The organism is Paenibacillus sp. P4_E11 (genome assembly GCF_056401635.1).
Window position 1 is genome coordinate 17,215 of sequence record NZ_JBFUIX010000057.1, and the last position, 16,329, is coordinate 33,543.

A 16,329-nucleotide genomic window follows, 5' to 3' on the forward strand; every position below is an offset into this window, starting at 1 on the left:
TGGGCTTCTTTAAGGAATATAGATAACTTGACCGGCACTAACGTCCAGCTCCTGCAACCTGTTGTACAGCTTGATCTCTTGGGGCTTTCGGTCGTACCGCCTGGCTATTACTTCGAGTGTCTCTTCCTTTTGAACGATGACCATTCGTACTTTTTTGAATTTCTGCTCCTCGGATTCGGACAGGAACAGCTTCTTCCACTCCAGGATGTCCCCCTGGTTCAACTCCTCGACGGCACTTCTTGACTCGGCATTAGATGACGTACCTGAATAGTCCTTGTCGCTGTCCGCCTTCCGGTATGGTTCATTCTTATGTATGTAGTTCTTGAAGTCGACGGATTGACTTTCTTCTGACTTCTTGCTGTTGAATGCCACCTTCATCTCTTTGTCACGATCATTGTCTTCGATTGTGTTGCCGCTCGAAGTATCCCATGTGTTAGAGTCCGTGAGTGGATCATCGACATCTGTGTCATAGTGATCGAGCAGGGTCAAATCCTCGTAAGTATCTACCAAAATTTCTTCACGCGGTTTCGGAGCACTTGCTACTACCTCGTCCTCTGTGAAATACACGACAGGCTGGTTAACAGCAGACTGATCGGATGACGAACTATGCACCAGCTCTTCATACGTATCCCGATCATCTTGCTCCTGCTGCACCTCCTGCTGCACCTCCAACTCCTCGACTTCTTCCTGCTCTTCCTGATCTTCCTGCTCGTAAGTTTCGCCTGCTGCGTATTCTAATCTTGGCTCTTCCGCATCATCTGCATCATCTGCGTCTTCTACATCTTCCACATCTTCTACATCTTCCACTTCTGAATCGGCCGGGACAGGTGCAGCAATTGGAGCATAAACATCCCTCTGCTGAAAGACGGCAGCAGGTGCCTGGATCCATGGGGCGGTTGCAGGCTGGACAACGTATTCCGATTCGACTTCTTCCTCAGACTGATGATCCTGCTCAGCGGTATGCACGAACACGACTTCTTCCTCTTCCCTCCAACCGTTAGGGGCGCCGGAATGCACTTCAATACCGTGCAGGGAAAGTACACCCGTAACGTTCAGGCTGCGCGAGGAAAGCAAATCCACATCGAAGTTATCGATCTGAACAGATATTTCTTCAACGCTGCTGACCCGGTTCATAGGTAACGTAATTTCAACCGGGATCAAATGTTCCAAAGCTACGATCGAACGCGTCTCTAACTCGCCCGCATACGTGCCCGCCAATAACAAATGTCCGCGTACAACCGCCTGTTCGCCTTCCACATCTACCTGAATATGCGGAATTAGCTCCACTTCGTCTAACTCACGAATGGATACCGCATCATCCGGCAGCAAGATTCGCTCGTAAATATCGAATCGCAATCCGGTTTGTTGGCTCAATTTCCGCTTCCTCCCTTCAAAACCGTCCTCCACCTTCTGGTTTTGGATTCTATAAAATTATATGGACGAAGGGGGGAGAGAATGACACTATTTTAAATTTTCCAGTAAACTTTGAAAATCTACTGGGAGTGGGCAGGCTGCTTCTATCATTTCCCGTGAAAAAGGGTGAGGAAATTGCAAGGACTCTCCATGCAGCGCCTGTCGGTCCAACTGGTCAACAGGTCCTCCATATAACGAATCTCCCAGCAGGGGGTGTCCCATATAGCTCATATGAACGCGAATTTGATGGGTGCGTCCTGTTTCCAATCGAACTCGAAGCAGTGTCGCTTGCGCATACCGGTGAATGACCTCGAAGTGTGTAACGGCAAGTTCTCCTCCAGGGGACACTCGTCTTCTGGCAGGATGATGGCGGTCTTTGCCAATTGGCTGTGATAAGGTTCCTTGCTCCACAGCGACTCGCCCCTTCACAACTGCCACATACGTTCTATGAATCGCTTTCACGCGCATGGCCTCGTCCAGTCTGATCTGCGCATATGCATTCTTGGCATATAAGACCGGTCCAGTCGTGTCAATATCTAACCGATGAATATGTCTGACCAGCACTTGTTGACCAGTGGCTTCGTAATACGAGGCGACCGCATTCGCCAGCGTCCCCCGCCCGCCGGGTTCTGTCGGATGAACGGCCATCCCTGCGGGTTTGGATACTACCATACAGAAATCGTCCTCATACAAGACGTTCAGATCCGCCCATTCCGCAACAAAAGAAGCCGTCTCACTAGGGAACAAACGAACCCGGAGACGACCACCCTTGAGCTCCAATCCGCCTGACGAAAGCAACTTAGCGATCTCTTTATCAGACAGATGGAGTATATGTGCCGCATAGTGTGAAACATCTAGCTCTTGCTTGTCGTCTAAGGGGAGTCGAACTTCCATCCACTCGTGTTTGCGTTCATACGTTCTCATGGCCGGCGCTTCCTTCCTTGATCGGACGAAGAAGCGGTACGTCTAGCTGCAAGCCAGATTATGATGAGCAGAAGTAACCCGAATAAACCTATGATCCCGATCAACTCTAGTGAAAATCCGAAGAAGTAGTAACTTTTCATGTATTCATTTATCCTACTTTCCGCCAGCATGCTTGCTAAACATCTCCCCATTAGTGTAACAAAAAATGTCCCCAAAAAGAAAACAATCTATGATATGATGAGGAATGGATTCTGAAAGGAGAGAAGATCATTGAGTACGGCCGCGCAAATGATTGTTCACACTAGAAAATGGGTAGGCTCCTGGAGTTGGTTGAAAAAAGGGTTATTGCTATTTTCTTTTCTTATATTTCTCACATCGAGTTTTTTGTATCTAACTCCGAAAGGGTTATCGATCCGGGAGTTTTTGGCTGAAACCGTTATATCGACTCAGCATCGGGATTGGGCATGGATATTTGTAGGTGCAGAGAAACGGGATTATATGGTAAATAAGTCTCATGAATTCACAGAAACCTCTGCTAATGAGAAACAAAACTTGGGACTGATCGATCACGAAAGTCGTAAGAAACGTTCAGCTGAAGAATTAATTAGCGAAGTGAAAGATATTTCCGGTCAATTCTGGAAAGGCAAAATGATTTATGTCTATGATCCTACGTCCATTCGCGTCGTGACGCCTCATACTGTAGGTGAAGGTGAGCGGATCAGCTCGATGACTCAACGTACTGGAGCCGTTGCAGGAATCAATGGCGGCGGATTTATTGATCCTGATGGATTAGGCAACGGATTTGCCCCTATCGGAATGATTATGTCCGACTATCAACCGATATATACGGATACTGACGATGACGATCCTCAGCACATTGTCGGATTTACGGAAGAAGGAACTCTACTAGTAGGCAAATACAGTTTGAACGAGTTACGTAGGATGAATGCGAAGGAAGCTGTATCCTTCCTGGCTCCACGGCTAATCGCAAATGGCAATCCGCAAATTACACAAGGTGACGGTGGCTGGGGACGGGCTCCACGAACTGCTGTCGCACAAAAGGCGGACGGAACGATCATCTTCGTCGCCATCGACGGGAGATCGACGAGCAGCGTAGGTGCTACACTGAAGGAAGTGCAAGATCTCCTGCTGAAGGAAGGCGCCATCAACGCTGGTATGATGGACGGCGGTGCGTCTACCGAACTTGTGGTGAATAACGAAGTCGTTACGAAGCCATCGAGCCGCTATGGTGAACGACGCTTGCCTTCCGGATTGCTCGTGTACGATAACCCGGATGACTACAAGGCAGACCGCGTGTGGGACGGATTAAAGAAGATTAATGCTGGCGGCGCGTTCGACCATCCAGATTTCTTGAAGGAACAAGAAGAGTTGAAGCGTAAAGGATTGCAAAATCCACCTAAACCTACTGCGACTCCAACGCCGGAGCCTACCAAATCTCCGGACCCGACTCCGAAACCAACCGATAAGCCGACCGGTGGAACGTCTGGCAATAACGGAGCAACCGGAGGAGGATCAACCGGGACAGGTAACGGTCCAGGGACAGGCACTGGTGGAACAGGAAGTGTTCCTGGTACTGGCGGTACGGGAAGCGGCGGCGCAACAGGCACGACCACGCCTAAGCCTACCCCGACCCCATCCGGCGGAACAGGATCGAACGGCAATACAGGAACCGGAGGAACGGGCGGTACTACAACGCCTGTACCTACTCCGGGTACATCAAGTACCCCGGGCACCGGTGCAAGCCAATCACCTACACCGACAACAACACCAAAGTCAACACCAACAAGTACTAGTAGTCCAGGACCAACTGGTGGAGGGGCTACTAGCCAATCAGGTACAACCGGGAACAGCGCAACTCCAGCTGCAACACCAACACCAGTGAAGACGAACTAAGCTACATAACAAAAAACGGGCTGCCTGATCGAATCAGGCAGCCCGTTTTTTTGCAGTTCAACGTATTTTCTACAAACGCTTCAACGCTTCGTATTGCGCCTCAATCGTTGTCTCAATGTCTTCATCGCTATGAACAGCGGATACGAACATCCCCTCATATTGCGACGGTGCGATGCTCACACCAAGATCGAGCATATGCCCGAAGTATCGGCCAAATCGGTTAAGATCGGACGTCTTCGCCGTCTCGTAATTGATAACTTTCGTATCCGTGAAGAACGGACATACCATCGAGCCGATGCGATTAATCGTGCTGGCGATACCGAGGTCCTTCGCGTTCGACGCGAAGCCTTGCTCGAGCCGCGCAGACTTGCGCTCGAGCTCTTCATAGACGCCAGGCTGAGCAAGCAGCTGCAGCGTCGTAAGTCCTGCGATCATGGCAAGCGGATTGCCCGAGAGCGTCCCGGCCTGATAAATCGGGCCGCTCGGAGCCATCCGCTCCATGATCTCCCGCTTGCCGCCATAGGCGCCGACCGGCAATCCGCCACCGATGACCTTGCCGAGGCAAGTCAGATCGGGCGTAATGCCGAAGCGTCCCTGGGCGCAGTGATAGCCGACGCGGAAGCCCGTCATGACCTCATCGAAGATGAGGACGGTGCCGTACTGCGTCGTTACTTCCCTTAACCCCTCCAGGAATCCAGGAAGCGGTGGAACGACACCCATGTTGCCGGCTATCGGTTCCACAATAATCGCGGCGATCTCTTCACCGAATTTGCTGAAGGCCAGCTTGACGGACTCCAGATCATTGTACGGAACCGTGATCGTATTGACTGCAACCCCGTCTGGAACACCTGGGCTGTCCGGCAAACCGAGTGTTGCTACACCTGATCCCGCCTTAATAAGCAGGGAATCCGCATGGCCATGATAACACCCTTCGAACTTGAGAATTTTGTTCCGTCCCGTATAACCTCGAGCAAGCCGGAGTGCGCTCATCGTCGCTTCCGTACCCGAGTTCACCATCCGCACCACTTCGATAGACGGTACTCGCTTGCATACGAGTTGGGCCATCTCCGTTTCGATCAAGGTTGGCGCTCCGAAGCTAGTACCGCGCTCCGCCGTTTTCTTAATAGCCTCGATTACTTCAGGATGGGCGTGCCCCATAATAAGCGGTCCCCAGGAGCCTACATAGTCGATGAAGGAATTACCGTCAATGTCATAAATACGTGAGCCTTCACCACGTTCGATGTAAGCCGGAGTCAAGCCAACTGATTTGAAAGCACGTACTGGGCTGTTCACTCCACCAGGAATGACTTGCTTGGCTTGTTCGAAAGCGGCTTTTGATTTGACGTCCACGCGTTTTTTGGTTAAGTCCATTTTTCAGTTCACACCCTGTCTTTTATTTAAGTTTGCTATTATTTATGATAAGATATGGTGGTAGTCCATTATACCTAACGAGGGTGCCGGAATGATTGATTTCCTACGTAAAGTTCCACTTTTCGCCAAATTAAACGATTCCCAGTTGAAGTTAATTTCTTCAATATGCAGCAAGAAGCCCGTCAGATCGGGAACGATATTGTTCAGAGAAAAAGAACCAGGGTCGATATTCTACGTGGTCTTCATGGGATCGGTCAAAATATTCACGTCCAATAACGCCGGTGAAGAAAAGATGCTGAGCCTGTTCAAGGAAGGCGATAGTTTCGGTGAGTTGTCGCTCATCGACGGCAAACCGCGTTCTGCCACGGCACAGACCATGGAAGATACGATTCTAATCGCACTAGCAGCGGATAGCTTCATGGATCTGATGCGCAACAATTTCGAGATCGCGCTCGGGATCATGCAGGAGCTCGGTCAGCGTCTCCGGGATACGAATCAGCATGTATATGATCTGACGTTCCTCGATGCTCGCTCCCGGGTGATCAAGAATCTGATCATGCTGGCCAACAAGAACGGAATGCGCAACGGCAACACGATCGTCGTACGGCTCGCCTTGAACTATGATGAAATCTCACAGATGGCTGGCGTGCAGAAGAACGTGCTTATGCAAGTGATGCGGGATCTAACGGACATGCAGATTGTAACCTTGGGGACTAATGATTTCTCCCTGCATCTCGATCGATTAAGACAGCCGTCCTAGTACATTGTAGTCGAGTTCCACGTAACATTCCAGTCAAGATTCCAGCATCCGGCAACATCCAACACTACCAGGTTCCATCACACCCACCTTAGATGTTCGTACTTAACTATACAGCCACTTAACAACAATCCGCGAGCAGCCGCCCGCGGATTGTTGCAAACTGAGAGAGCTCTACCGCCTGCGTAATTGATCGACAACTTGCTTAGCCACATCTCGCCCTTGACGGATGCAGTCCGGCAAGCCTACCCCCTCGAAAGCAGCCCCGGCCACATATACGCCAGGCAACTCGATCGCCATTCGTTCGCGCAGCCGACTTAGAGCGTCCAGATGACCGACTGGATATTGCGGCATGGAATGTGGAAGTCGCGTGATCTCGCTGAACAGGGGCTCCGCTTCAATACCATGGAGGCGACGCAAATCCGCCATCACCTTACTGAGGAGCTCGGCATCCGACCAGTTCACCCACTCCTCTGCCCCAGCCCGTCCTACATAACAGCGAAGCAGAATCTTACCTTCCGGTGCCGAATGCAGCCATTTGGACGATGTCCAAGTGCAAGCTGTAATCGTAGTACCTTCCTTGCGCGGAATGACGAATCCAGTTCCATCCAAGGGACGGGTAATGTCCTTCGCGTTAAATGCCATAATCACATTCGCAACCGATACATACTTCAGACTAGTCAGATGCTCCGCTTCCGACAATTCCAGTTCCGCCAGAAGTCGTCCAGTAGCAGGCGCAGGGGTGGTCAGAACGACCGAATCTGCTTCCATCATCCCTCCGTTACCATCCAACTCAAGCAAGTAGCCCTTGCCGCCATCCGGCTTGCGCCATATAGACTGAACACCGTGCCCCATAACAACATGATCAGCAAGTTGTTCCGTCAACCGTTCCACAAGGGTTGATAACCCATTCTTGTAAGTCAGGAACATGCTGTTCTTGGCGGCTACGGGCAGCCCTGGCAGCGCTTGACCTTCCTTGCGGCTCGCTATCATTCCGAGAATGAGACTGCGCTTCTTCTGCTCTACAGCACGGAACTGCGGGAACGTCGCACTAAGGCTCAGCTTGAACGTATCTCCTGCATAGATGCCGGCGAGTAATGGTTCCGCAATATTCTCCAACACTTCTCGTCCCAGTCTGCGTTCCAGGAAATGCCCCAGCGACTCGTCCGATGAATCGGTTCGTTTCGGCAGAAGCAAGTCTAGTGCAGCTCTGGCTTTACCAGCTGGTGAGATGAGTCCGGTCTTCAAGAAGGGTGACCATTCAGTCGGAATGCCAAGCACAAGACCCTGAGGCATACGGTGAAGCTTGCCTTGATGCAGGATATAGGTTTTCTTCATCTTCGGATTCGGATTCGTACCAGTCAACTCGTCTTCCAGACCTAACTCACGCGATAGATCGACGATTGGTAGCTTGCGAGCGAGAAACGAATCTGGACCTTTCTCGATGACGAAGCCGTCTCGGTGAAGCGTCTCGATCTTACCGCCAAGGCGGCCGCTCTTCTCCAACAGTTGCACGTCACACGTGAGACCCGCCTCGTACAAATAGCGTTTCACATAAAAAGCCGTGCTCAAGCCGGTAATACCGCCCCCGACGATAACGATCTTCTGGCGCGGATTGTCCATCGGTGACCACCCTTCTTTCACTTTATTACTATAGCAGCGCCCCAATAACATCGCTCAGCGTCTGCATGTACATAGGATCTGTATTCAGCGATTCTGTTCGTTCCAACTGCATGCCAAGCTCTCGTGCTCGCTTCTGACATTCAATATCAATGTCGTACAACACTTCCAGATGATCCGATACGAATCCAATCGGACACATCAGGACATGCTTCACATTCTCTTCCTTATGAATAGTCTCGAGCACGTCCAGAATGTCCGGACCGAGCCACGGCATCGCCGTCTGACCTGCACTTTGCCAAGCGAACTGCCAATTCTCGATGCCCACAGCTCCGGCAATAGCACGCGACGTTTCCAGCATCTGCTCAGGATATGGATCGTTCATTTCGAGAATCTTGGCGGGAAGACTGTGCGCTGAGAAGATGACTCTCACTTGGTTCCGAACGTCCGCATCAAATCGCTGCAAGGCACTCTTAACCCGCTCGGTCAGTGCCTGAATCAGCTTCGGATGCAGATGATAGCTACGTACAAACTGCATATCTAATGAGAGAGGCTCGGCCGCTTCTTGCGCACGCTTGATGTAGCCGCCAACGCTCATCACGGAGTAATGGGGGGCCAAGACGACACCAATCGCTTCTTGAATCCCGTCTTCGACCATCCGGCGAACCCCGTCCTCGATATACGGCGCCGCGTGCTTCAAGCCCTGATAGCATTTGAAGGTGACGTCTGTATATTCGCGGTTAAGCGTCTCTTCCAGCGCGGCCACCTGCCTGTTCGTATTCTCGCGAAGCGGGAAAAATCCGCCCACAATGGCTTCATACCGGCCGGTTAACCCCTTGAGCTGCTCAGCAGAAGGAGCATGTCCGCGTCGAATGTGTGTATAGTAAGCTTCAATCTGATCCATGCTCTCCGGCGTTCCATATGACATCACCAAAACGCCGATCGTTCGATTCGACATGGTTATCTTCCTTCCTTCACGAGCGCTGCTGCTCTCCGGCTGTGAATCGCTTCCGCCGAATACCGGTGGACGAATGCGGTCAATTCCTTCAACTTGTCCAGCGACGCTTCCGGGAACAACCCATGACCCAGATTGAAAATGTAGCCAGGCTGTTGAATGCCTTCGTCAATAATCGCACGGGCGTGCTCCTCGATGACGCTCATCGGAGCTGTCAGCACATAAGGGTCCAGATTGCCTTGGACCGCATACCGATTGTTCAACCTTTTGCGTCCTTCCGGAATAGGTACTCTCCAGTCCAATCCGATAACATCCGCCTTCAACTCGCAGTCCGTGATCGTAGGCAGCAGTTCGCCTGAGCTGACCCCAGGAAAGTAAATTTTCGGTTGCTCGTAGGAGGACAACTCTTCGAATATGCGCTGAATTGTCGGCAGTACATACTTATGAAAGTCACGTGGAGCCAATGAACCAACCCAGCTGTCGAATACTTGCACGGCTTTTGCACCAGCCGCAATGTGTGCCTTCAAATAGGTGATGACCATATCGCCCAGCTTATCCATTAAGGCGAACCATACGTCCGGTGCGCTGTACATCATCTCTTTGGTACGTATGTAGCTCTTGGATGGCTTGCCCTCGATCAGATAGCTGGCAATCGTGAACGGAGCACCTGCGAACGTAATGAGCGGGATCGTCAGTTGCCGGTCGAGAATACGGATCGTTTCGATGACATGCGACAAATCCCCATCTACATCAATCGGGCGAAGAGCTTCCACATCGGCTGCGGATCGGACCGGGTTATGAATGACGGGGCCAATATTTTTCACAATGTCAAAATCGATCCCGATGGAAGCGACTGGGTTCATTATATCCGAATACAAGATCGCTGCATCTACGCCCAGTTTGTGAACGGGCTGCATTGTAATCTCAGCTGCCAACTCGGGCTGTTGGCAAATCTCCAGCAATGTATATTTTTCTTTAATTTTCCTATAATCGGGATCATAGCGCCCTGCTTGACGCATATACCATACTGGCAAATGGTCAACATCCTGCTTGCGGCAGGCGCGGATAAAAGTATCATTAAAGCTCATGAACATTCTCCTCTTTCCTGTACCTGTGCGGGTTTTTCAATAGCAGACTACCTTATCTCCTCTCATTATGCCCGAAATCTACTAGTGTAACAACCAATACCAAAGGGCAACATCCGACAAAATCATGACAATGTTCCGGGTATCCTACGAACGCGTCGGCAAATATTGTAAGTAGTGCAACTTATGCATAGCTAGTAACGTATAATCATAAAGAAAGCGCATACATGACTTCATGGAGGGTGATGATCTTGACCAACAACCAGCACACAAATGAGGAGAAAGAGGAGGATGATATGATGAAACCGCAGATGTCTATTCTGCCCAAGCCGGTACGAATGTTCAGTTACTTGTTTTTTGGAATTGTGCTGGTAGTGGGGGTATGCGCGTGGATGATGACTCAACATTAAGCCTGCATCTGGGTCCAAATATAAAGCCGGTACTGTCTTGTGCATAGTCGTCTGCGGACGCTCTTCTGCTCAATAAAAGTACCGGCTTTATTATTAATTAGCCTCTCGCAGCCTCTAACAGCCACCGCGCAGCGTCCTTGGCATGGTACGTAATAATGATATCCGCCCCCGCTCGCTTGAATCCGATCAATGTCTCCAGCACAATCGCACGCTCATTGATCCAGCCCTGCGCTGCAGCTGCCTTGATCATGGAATACTCGGCACTGACATTATAGGCTACGACTGGAAGATCGAACTGTTCCTTCAATTGTCGAATAATATCCATGTAGGCAAGCGCCGGCTTCACCATGAGCATATCAGCTCCCTCACGTACATCCGATTCAGCTTCCCGGATCGCTTCGCGGGCATTTGCCGGGTCCATCTGATATGTCTTGCGGTCGCCGAATTGCGGTGTGGAGTGAGCCGCGTCCCGAAATGGACCATAGAAAGCAGAGGCATATTTCACCGAATACGCCATGATTGGAACGTTCTCATACCCCGACTCGTCCAACCCTGCCCGAATCGCATGCACGTAACCATCCATCATATTCGAAGGGGCGATAATATCGGCGCCGGCTTCGGCTTGGGATACCGCTGTTTTCACCAACAACTCCAGAGATAGATCATTGTCTACTTCTGAACGATTCGTACGCTCATCATGCTTCACAACTCCACAATGACCATGACTTGTGAACTGACACAAGCAGGTGTCGGCTACAATTAACAACTCTGGCGCCCACTGTTTGATAGCACGCGTCGCTTTTTGTACGATTGAATGATTGCCGTACGCTTCCGATCCGATCTCGTCTTTATGATCCGGAACACCGAATAGCAGAATGGATTGAATCCCTAATGATTGCACATCTCGAATCTCCGCTTCCAGCTGATCCATCGATAAGTGATATACGCCGGGCATAGAAGCAATCTGCTCGCGAACGCCGGACCCTTCCGTTACGAATATAGGATATATCAAATCATTTACCGTGAGTTGGGTTTCACGAACAAGATTGCGCATTGCCGCACTGCCGCGCAGTCTGCGATTGCGTACAATCGGAAAGCTCATTGGTATTCCCTCCTTGTCGGTTATAGTTCATAATTGGGGCTGCTGCAGGGCTTCCACCATCGAGGCAACGGTAGCTTGCTCGGCTATGCGATGAACGGTCAGCCCTGCCTCCTCAGCGGTCTTAGCGGTTACCGGACCGATACAGTATATTTCTATGTTGTTAAGGAGTGCTTCCGGCTGCTCCTCGCCGAGTTGTCTAAGGGCAGCTAGGAGATTCGTCACCGTAGACGAACTAGTGAAAGTCACCGCGTGGATATCGCCAACCTTCAGTAATTCTAGCGCTTCTTCGCCGAACTCGGTGGAAAGCACCGTTTCGTAAACATCGACTTTCGTGACCTGCAGTCCCATCTCCGTCAGTCGCTTAGGCAGTACGTCCCGTGCTAAGTCCCCGGAAGGGATCAATACGTTCTGCCCCACTCTGACATGTGGCTCAAGCGCGTCACTTAGTCCTTCTGCTTGAAAATCCGCCGGAAGCGGGATCGTCGTCAATCCACGCTGGCGCAGCGCCTCTTGCGTCTTGGGTCCGACAGCGGCCAAGGTAGCCTTATGGAGACTGCGGATGTCTTTACCTGTCTCCATCAGCCGCCGGAAGAAGAAGTCCACACCGTTCACGCTTGTGAATACGACCCAGTCAAACTCCGATAACGATGCTAACGCCTTATCCAAGGCAAGTACCGCTTCGGAACGACTCGTAGGCTGGCAACGAATAACCGGGAATTCGATCGCTTCTCCACCTAGCTCTTCAATGCTTTGTACAAGCTCGCTTGCTTGGTCGCGGGCACGCGTTACTAGCACCCGCTTGCCGAACAACGGCCGTTTCTCGAACCATGCGATCTTCTCCCGCATCTGGACCACATCGCCTACGATAATAATAGCAGGGGATTGCAGCGAAGCTTCCTTCACCATATCTGCTATCGTCTCAAGTGTACCCACTAGAGTGGTCTGCTCCATCCACGTCCCCATCCGAATGACAGCGGTTGGCGTTTCCGGCTTCCTGCCGAAGTGGATCAGCCGTTCACAGATCGACTCGATGTTAGCCACACCCATCAGGAAGACCAACGTCCCGACACCTGTTGCCAGGTTCTCCCAATGCACATTGGAATATGTTTTGTTCGGGTATTCATGACCCGTAATGATGGCGAATGATGAAGTGAAATCTCGGTGAGTGACCGGAATCCCTGCATAGGCCGGAACCGCGATAGCCGATGTAATACCCGGAATAATCTCGAACGGGACCTCATGCTGGGCAAGCAATTCTGCTTCTTCCCCGACTCTTCCGAACACGCTTGGGTCTCCACCCTTCAGACGCGCTACCACTTTGCCCTGTAATGCCAAATCTACGAGCAACTGATTGATTTCTCCCTGTTTTAGGATGTGCTTGTCCGGTAACTTCCCTACGAATATTTTCTCGGCCCCTGCTTTCATGTGACGGAGCAGCCGCGGATTCGCCAATCGGTCGTATACGACCGCGTCCGCACGTTCGATCACTTCCAAGCCTCTTACTGTAATAAGCTTCGGATCTCCGGGACCGGCTCCGACCAAATACACTTTTCCCCGTTGCATGGCAGCCTTCATCCTCTCAGTTCAGCCAATATCCGTTCCGCTCCGAGTGCTAGCAGCTTGTCCGCCAACTGATCACCCAGCAAGTCCGGGTCGCTGCCCTGCACGTACTCTTTCAACAGCTCCCGCCCATCGGGGGAGCCGACCATCCCGGTCACCTCGATACTCGGTGACCCTGTCTGCGCGCGGTCGCCTTCCGGCTCGCGCACGACCGCGTAGGCGCCCAGGGGGATCTGGCATCCCCCGTTCAGGCGCCCCAAGAATCGGCGCTCGGCTCGCACAGCGAGCGCCGTAGGGCCGTGATCGATCGTGCGCAGCAGATCGATCATGAACGTGTCGCCCTCGCGGCATTCGATGCCGAGGGCGCCTTGGGCGACGGCCGGGATGCAGACGTCGGTCGGCACGTATTCATCGATGCGCTCGGCCCAGCCCATCCGGTGAAGACCGGCGGCGGCCAGCATGATCGCATCGAAGCCTTCGGTTTCGAGCTTGCGCAGCCGCGAATCGATGTTGCCCCGTATCGACTCGATCACGAGATCGGGTCGATATGCCTTCATCTGCGCCGCCCGGCGCAGACTGCTCGTGCCGAGCTTCGCGCCAAGCGGAAGCTCGGAGAGCGGGACGCCGCCTCGGGTGACGAGGCAGTCCCGAGGGTCGACGCGCTCCGGCGTCGCGCCGATGGTTAGGCCCTCTGCACGTTCCCACGGCATGTCCTTCATGCTGTGAACGGCCATGTCGATCTCGCCGTCTAGCAGCGCCTGCTCGATCTCCTTGACGAACAAGCCTTTACCGCCTACCTTGGATAACGTCACATCCAGAATGCGATCACCCTTGGTGACAATTTTCTTCACCTCGAACTCGCATGCGATGCCGTGCCGTTCTGCCGCTTGCTTCAATTGCTCGATCACTTGCCCCGTCTGTGTAAGCGCGAGCGCACTCTGGCGCGTCCCCACGATGATCTTCCTCATATGTTCCCCTCCAGTGTCAACTACTCCAGCTCTATTCGTCAAATAGAGGAACTGAGTTCCGCTATTTGAGTTGTTTGCTCGTCTAATTGTGAAATAGAGGAACTGAGTTCCGCTATTCGCACATTTCAACTACATTTTTCGCTCTTTTCCTCAAATAGAGGAACTGAGTTCCGCTATTTGAGTTATTTGCTCGTTTAATTGTGAAATAGAGGAACTGAGTTCCGCTATTTTGCGTTTAATTAACTAAGTTAGACCAAGTGTCGGCCGACTACTGGCAAATCACTATAACAAATATGGCTGCCCGATCTGCAAGCTCGGCAATCGTTGCTCCTGTTCCTGCTTCTTGCTTCTGCTGGCGACTCTTGCCCCTGCTTTAGTCACTACTGCCAACTCTCGCCTTCACTACTGCTACTGCTACTGCTACTGCTACTGCTTCTGCTTCTGCTTCTGCTTCTGCTTCTGCTTCTGCTTCTGCTTCTGCTTCTGCTTCTGCTTCTGCTACTGCTTCTGCTACTACTAACCTGGGCTAGTCAACTACTCCAGCAACAACTACCAAGCCGTACCTTCTACGCTCCAGCTTGCAACCTATTCTCCCGCCCCAGCATCAGCGTCTGCACTAGCCGCGACCGCTTCGTTCAGCAGTCGCAGCATGTCCGCCTCATAGGCGTCCCAGCTGCCTGCCTGCATGAGCCCGAACACATCTCCGTGTAACGCCTGCTTCAGCAACTCGCTGCGCCGTGCTGCGTCGGACACCCGTGCCTTGGCTTCCTGGCGGAAGCGTTCGAGGAAGTCGAGCAGCCGTTCCGCCTCATCGCCCAACAGCGCATCGATACGGTCGCGTATCGCACCGGCTGCCGCAGGGCTTGCCCCTGTCGTGGACACAGCCACGACCAGCTTCCCCCGCCGCAATACGGCGGGTAGGGCGACGGTGCCAAGCTCAGGCGATTGCACCGCATTAACAAGCTGCCCGCGTGCTTTTGCGTCGTCCACCACGCGCTTGTTCACATCGGGTCGATTAGTCGCGGCCACGATCAGAAGAGCACCGTCGCCGTCCCCTGATTCGTATTCCCGCTCCAGCACGCTCAAGACTCCGGCCTTGTTCAAGCTGTGAACCTTCTCACTATTCCTAGCCGAACACTCCCAATCGTTCACCTTAATAGCTTCGGATGTGCTTAACTTTCCGTCTTCGATCTGCTCCAACTTCAACTTACTAGCAGATTGCCAACCGCGGATTCGTTCCGTACATGACGGACTGACGACTGTCACAACTGCGCCAGCTTCCAGCAGAACCGCGATTTTCCGTTCCGCCACGGGACCGCCTCCTACTACAAGGCACTTTTTACCAGACATTCGCACGAACATAGGGAGCATCGGAGGTTTACTCATCTTCTATCACATCCAAATCCATTGATGAAAATGCGATAAAAAATTCAAACCTACATAATTCAAGACGACAAGCGCGAATGCCGTCAAGTTCCAACGAGCCAACTTATAACCGGGGTGATTGCCCGTCGCTCGTTGGACGAGATAGAACACATAAGCCAACATAATAATCAATGTGCTGAACACTTTCGGATCGATCAAATAGTGGTTGTTGCCTTCCAACCCTATCTTTACCATCCCAAGCACTAAGGATAATATCAAAAGCGGGGTCCCGATCAATACCGAACGGAATGTGTAATCCTCTATCGTATCCAGACTCGGGAATTGGGTCCACAACCTCGACCAAATCTTCCCTTTAAGCTGCCGATGCATGTATAGATACATCAAGGAAAATATCGCGCTGAACAAAAAAGCAACGTAACTGCTAATCGCTAGAGTAATATGAATGAATAGCAAATGATCTTGCGCTTCCCCTCGTAGGCTGCCTGCTGAGACGGCCGGATCGCTGAACACATTCACAGCCAGTATCGCGAATCCGGCCACATTCACTAGGAATATGATCATGTCGACCCGCATCAGCCAACTCATTACCAAGGAGACCGACACAAGTAACCATACAACGAGAAATAATGTTTCGAATAAAGTCAGCATAGGCACGTAATTCAACACGTACATGCGGTATCCCAAAAAGAGCGTTTGCATAAGCCATACTACAGCAAGCAGCCCTGTCCCCATTAGTTTCGCACTCCGTTTAGGCCCTACGGCGGCGGAGAAGAAAAACAACAGGCTCAGGGCATATAAATAAAGTATGGCATCGTACATCCATGTATTCGCAACCATCGCTAGCTACCTGCTTCCTATGACCGG

The 16,329-nt window shown here is 51.8% G+C and carries 14 protein-coding genes; 3 read left to right on the forward strand and 11 right to left on the reverse strand.

What is annotated here, in order from left to right:
* Positions 1–9 precede the first annotated feature (9 nt).
* Complete coding sequence (locus tag AC1DWB_RS20500) at positions 10–1,374, reverse strand: LysM peptidoglycan-binding domain-containing protein (RefSeq protein ID WP_477542956.1); 1,365 nt, start codon at positions 1,372–1,374, stop codon at positions 10–12.
* 87 nt (positions 1,375–1,461) lie between these two features.
* The gene (locus AC1DWB_RS20505) at positions 1,462–2,337 is read right to left on the reverse strand and encodes an RluA family pseudouridine synthase (protein WP_477542957.1); all 876 of its coding nucleotides are present in this window, start codon (positions 2,335–2,337) and stop codon (positions 1,462–1,464) included.
* A 270-nt stretch (positions 2,338–2,607) separates the two neighbouring features.
* Between AC1DWB_RS20505 and AC1DWB_RS20510 the strand changes: the two genes are divergently transcribed.
* Entirely contained in the window at positions 2,608–4,251 is a 1,644-nt protein-coding gene (locus AC1DWB_RS20510; RefSeq protein WP_477542958.1) for a phosphodiester glycosidase family protein, read from the forward strand.
* Between the two features lie 69 nt (positions 4,252–4,320).
* Here the strand turns inward: AC1DWB_RS20510 and hemL are convergent, their stop codons facing one another.
* The gene (gene hemL, locus AC1DWB_RS20515) at positions 4,321–5,622 is read right to left on the reverse strand and encodes a glutamate-1-semialdehyde 2,1-aminomutase (RefSeq protein WP_477542959.1); all 1,302 of its coding nucleotides are present in this window, start codon (positions 5,620–5,622) and stop codon (positions 4,321–4,323) included.
* Positions 5,623–5,713: 91 nt separating this feature from the next.
* Here hemL and AC1DWB_RS20520 point away from each other — a divergent pair, with 91 nt between their 5' ends.
* Positions 5,714–6,382 (forward strand): Crp/Fnr family transcriptional regulator, encoded by a 669-nt coding sequence (locus AC1DWB_RS20520; protein ID WP_477542960.1) that lies wholly within the window; start codon positions 5,714–5,716, stop codon positions 6,380–6,382.
* A gap of 171 nt (positions 6,383–6,553) precedes the next feature.
* Here the strand turns inward: AC1DWB_RS20520 and hemG are convergent, their stop codons facing one another.
* The 3 genes from hemG to hemE are packed head-to-tail and all read right to left on the reverse strand — an operon-like array spanning position 6,554 to position 10,042.
* Complete coding sequence (hemG, locus tag AC1DWB_RS20525; protein WP_477542961.1) at positions 6,554–8,002, reverse strand: protoporphyrinogen oxidase; 1,449 nt, start codon at positions 8,000–8,002, stop codon at positions 6,554–6,556.
* Positions 8,003–8,030: 28 nt separating this feature from the next.
* Positions 8,031–8,957, reverse strand: coding sequence for a ferrochelatase (gene hemH / locus AC1DWB_RS20530; RefSeq protein ID WP_477542962.1), 927 nt, complete (start codon positions 8,955–8,957; stop codon positions 8,031–8,033).
* Positions 8,958–8,959: 2 nt separating this feature from the next.
* Positions 8,960–10,042, reverse strand: a complete 1,083-nt coding sequence (gene hemE, locus AC1DWB_RS20535) for a uroporphyrinogen decarboxylase (RefSeq protein ID WP_477542963.1) — start codon at positions 10,040–10,042, stop codon at positions 8,960–8,962.
* A 248-nt stretch (positions 10,043–10,290) separates the two neighbouring features.
* On the opposite strand from hemE, the gene AC1DWB_RS20540 reads away from it, so the two are divergent.
* Entirely contained in the window at positions 10,291–10,449 is a 159-nt protein-coding gene (locus AC1DWB_RS20540; protein ID WP_477542964.1) for a hypothetical protein, read from the forward strand.
* Positions 10,450–10,546: 97 nt separating this feature from the next.
* On the opposite strand, the gene hemB is transcribed toward AC1DWB_RS20540, so the two are convergent.
* The 5 genes from hemB to AC1DWB_RS20565 all read right to left on the reverse strand — a co-directional run bounded on the left by hemB (position 10,547) and on the right by AC1DWB_RS20565 (position 16,302).
* Positions 10,547–11,551: a porphobilinogen synthase gene (gene hemB / locus AC1DWB_RS20545; RefSeq protein ID WP_477542965.1), complete on the reverse strand. Its 1,005-nt coding sequence runs from the start codon at positions 11,549–11,551 to the stop codon at positions 10,547–10,549.
* A gap of 27 nt (positions 11,552–11,578) precedes the next feature.
* Positions 11,579–13,114, reverse strand: a complete 1,536-nt coding sequence (gene cobA / locus AC1DWB_RS20550; protein WP_477542966.1) for a uroporphyrinogen-III C-methyltransferase — start codon at positions 13,112–13,114, stop codon at positions 11,579–11,581.
* 8 nt (positions 13,115–13,122) lie between these two features.
* Positions 13,123–14,079 carry a hydroxymethylbilane synthase gene (gene hemC, locus AC1DWB_RS20555; protein WP_477542967.1) on the reverse strand — a complete coding sequence of 319 codons (957 nt, stop codon included), beginning with the start codon at positions 14,077–14,079 and terminating at the stop codon, positions 13,123–13,125.
* 585 nt (positions 14,080–14,664) lie between these two features.
* Complete coding sequence (locus AC1DWB_RS20560) at positions 14,665–15,465, reverse strand: precorrin-2 dehydrogenase/sirohydrochlorin ferrochelatase family protein (protein WP_477542968.1); 801 nt, start codon at positions 15,463–15,465, stop codon at positions 14,665–14,667.
* A 6-nt stretch (positions 15,466–15,471) separates the two neighbouring features.
* The gene (locus AC1DWB_RS20565) at positions 15,472–16,302 is read right to left on the reverse strand and encodes a cytochrome C assembly family protein (RefSeq protein ID WP_477542969.1); all 831 of its coding nucleotides are present in this window, start codon (positions 16,300–16,302) and stop codon (positions 15,472–15,474) included.
* Positions 16,303–16,329: the final 27 nt, after the last annotated feature.

What these genes read in the sequence shown, in the direction of transcription:
- AC1DWB_RS20565 (WP_477542969.1), bottom strand. Translation starts at nt 16,302, where the DNA reads ATGGTTGCGAATACATGGATGTACGATGCCATACTTTATTTATATGCC.
- AC1DWB_RS20560 (WP_477542968.1), bottom strand. Translation starts at nt 15,465, where the DNA reads ATGAGTAAACCTCCGATGCTCCCTATGTTCGTGCGAATGTCTGGTAAA.
- hemG (WP_477542961.1), bottom strand. Translation starts at nt 8,002, where the DNA reads ATGGACAATCCGCGCCAGAAGATCGTTATCGTCGGGGGCGGTATTACC.
- AC1DWB_RS20520 (WP_477542960.1), top strand. Translation starts at nt 5,714, where the DNA reads ATGATTGATTTCCTACGTAAAGTTCCACTTTTCGCCAAATTAAACGAT.
- AC1DWB_RS20505 (WP_477542957.1), bottom strand. Translation starts at nt 2,337, where the DNA reads ATGAGAACGTATGAACGCAAACACGAGTGGATGGAAGTTCGACTCCCC.
- hemC (WP_477542967.1), bottom strand. Translation starts at nt 14,079, where the DNA reads ATGAGGAAGATCATCGTGGGGACGCGCCAGAGTGCGCTCGCGCTTACA.
- hemE (WP_477542963.1), bottom strand. Translation starts at nt 10,042, where the DNA reads ATGAGCTTTAATGATACTTTTATCCGCGCCTGCCGCAAGCAGGATGTT.
- cobA (WP_477542966.1), bottom strand. Translation starts at nt 13,114, where the DNA reads ATGCAACGGGGAAAAGTGTATTTGGTCGGAGCCGGTCCCGGAGATCCG.
- hemL (WP_477542959.1), bottom strand. Translation starts at nt 5,622, where the DNA reads ATGGACTTAACCAAAAAACGCGTGGACGTCAAATCAAAAGCCGCTTTC.
- hemH (WP_477542962.1), bottom strand. Translation starts at nt 8,957, where the DNA reads ATGTCGAATCGAACGATCGGCGTTTTGGTGATGTCATATGGAACGCCG.
- hemB (WP_477542965.1), bottom strand. Translation starts at nt 11,551, where the DNA reads ATGAGCTTTCCGATTGTACGCAATCGCAGACTGCGCGGCAGTGCGGCA.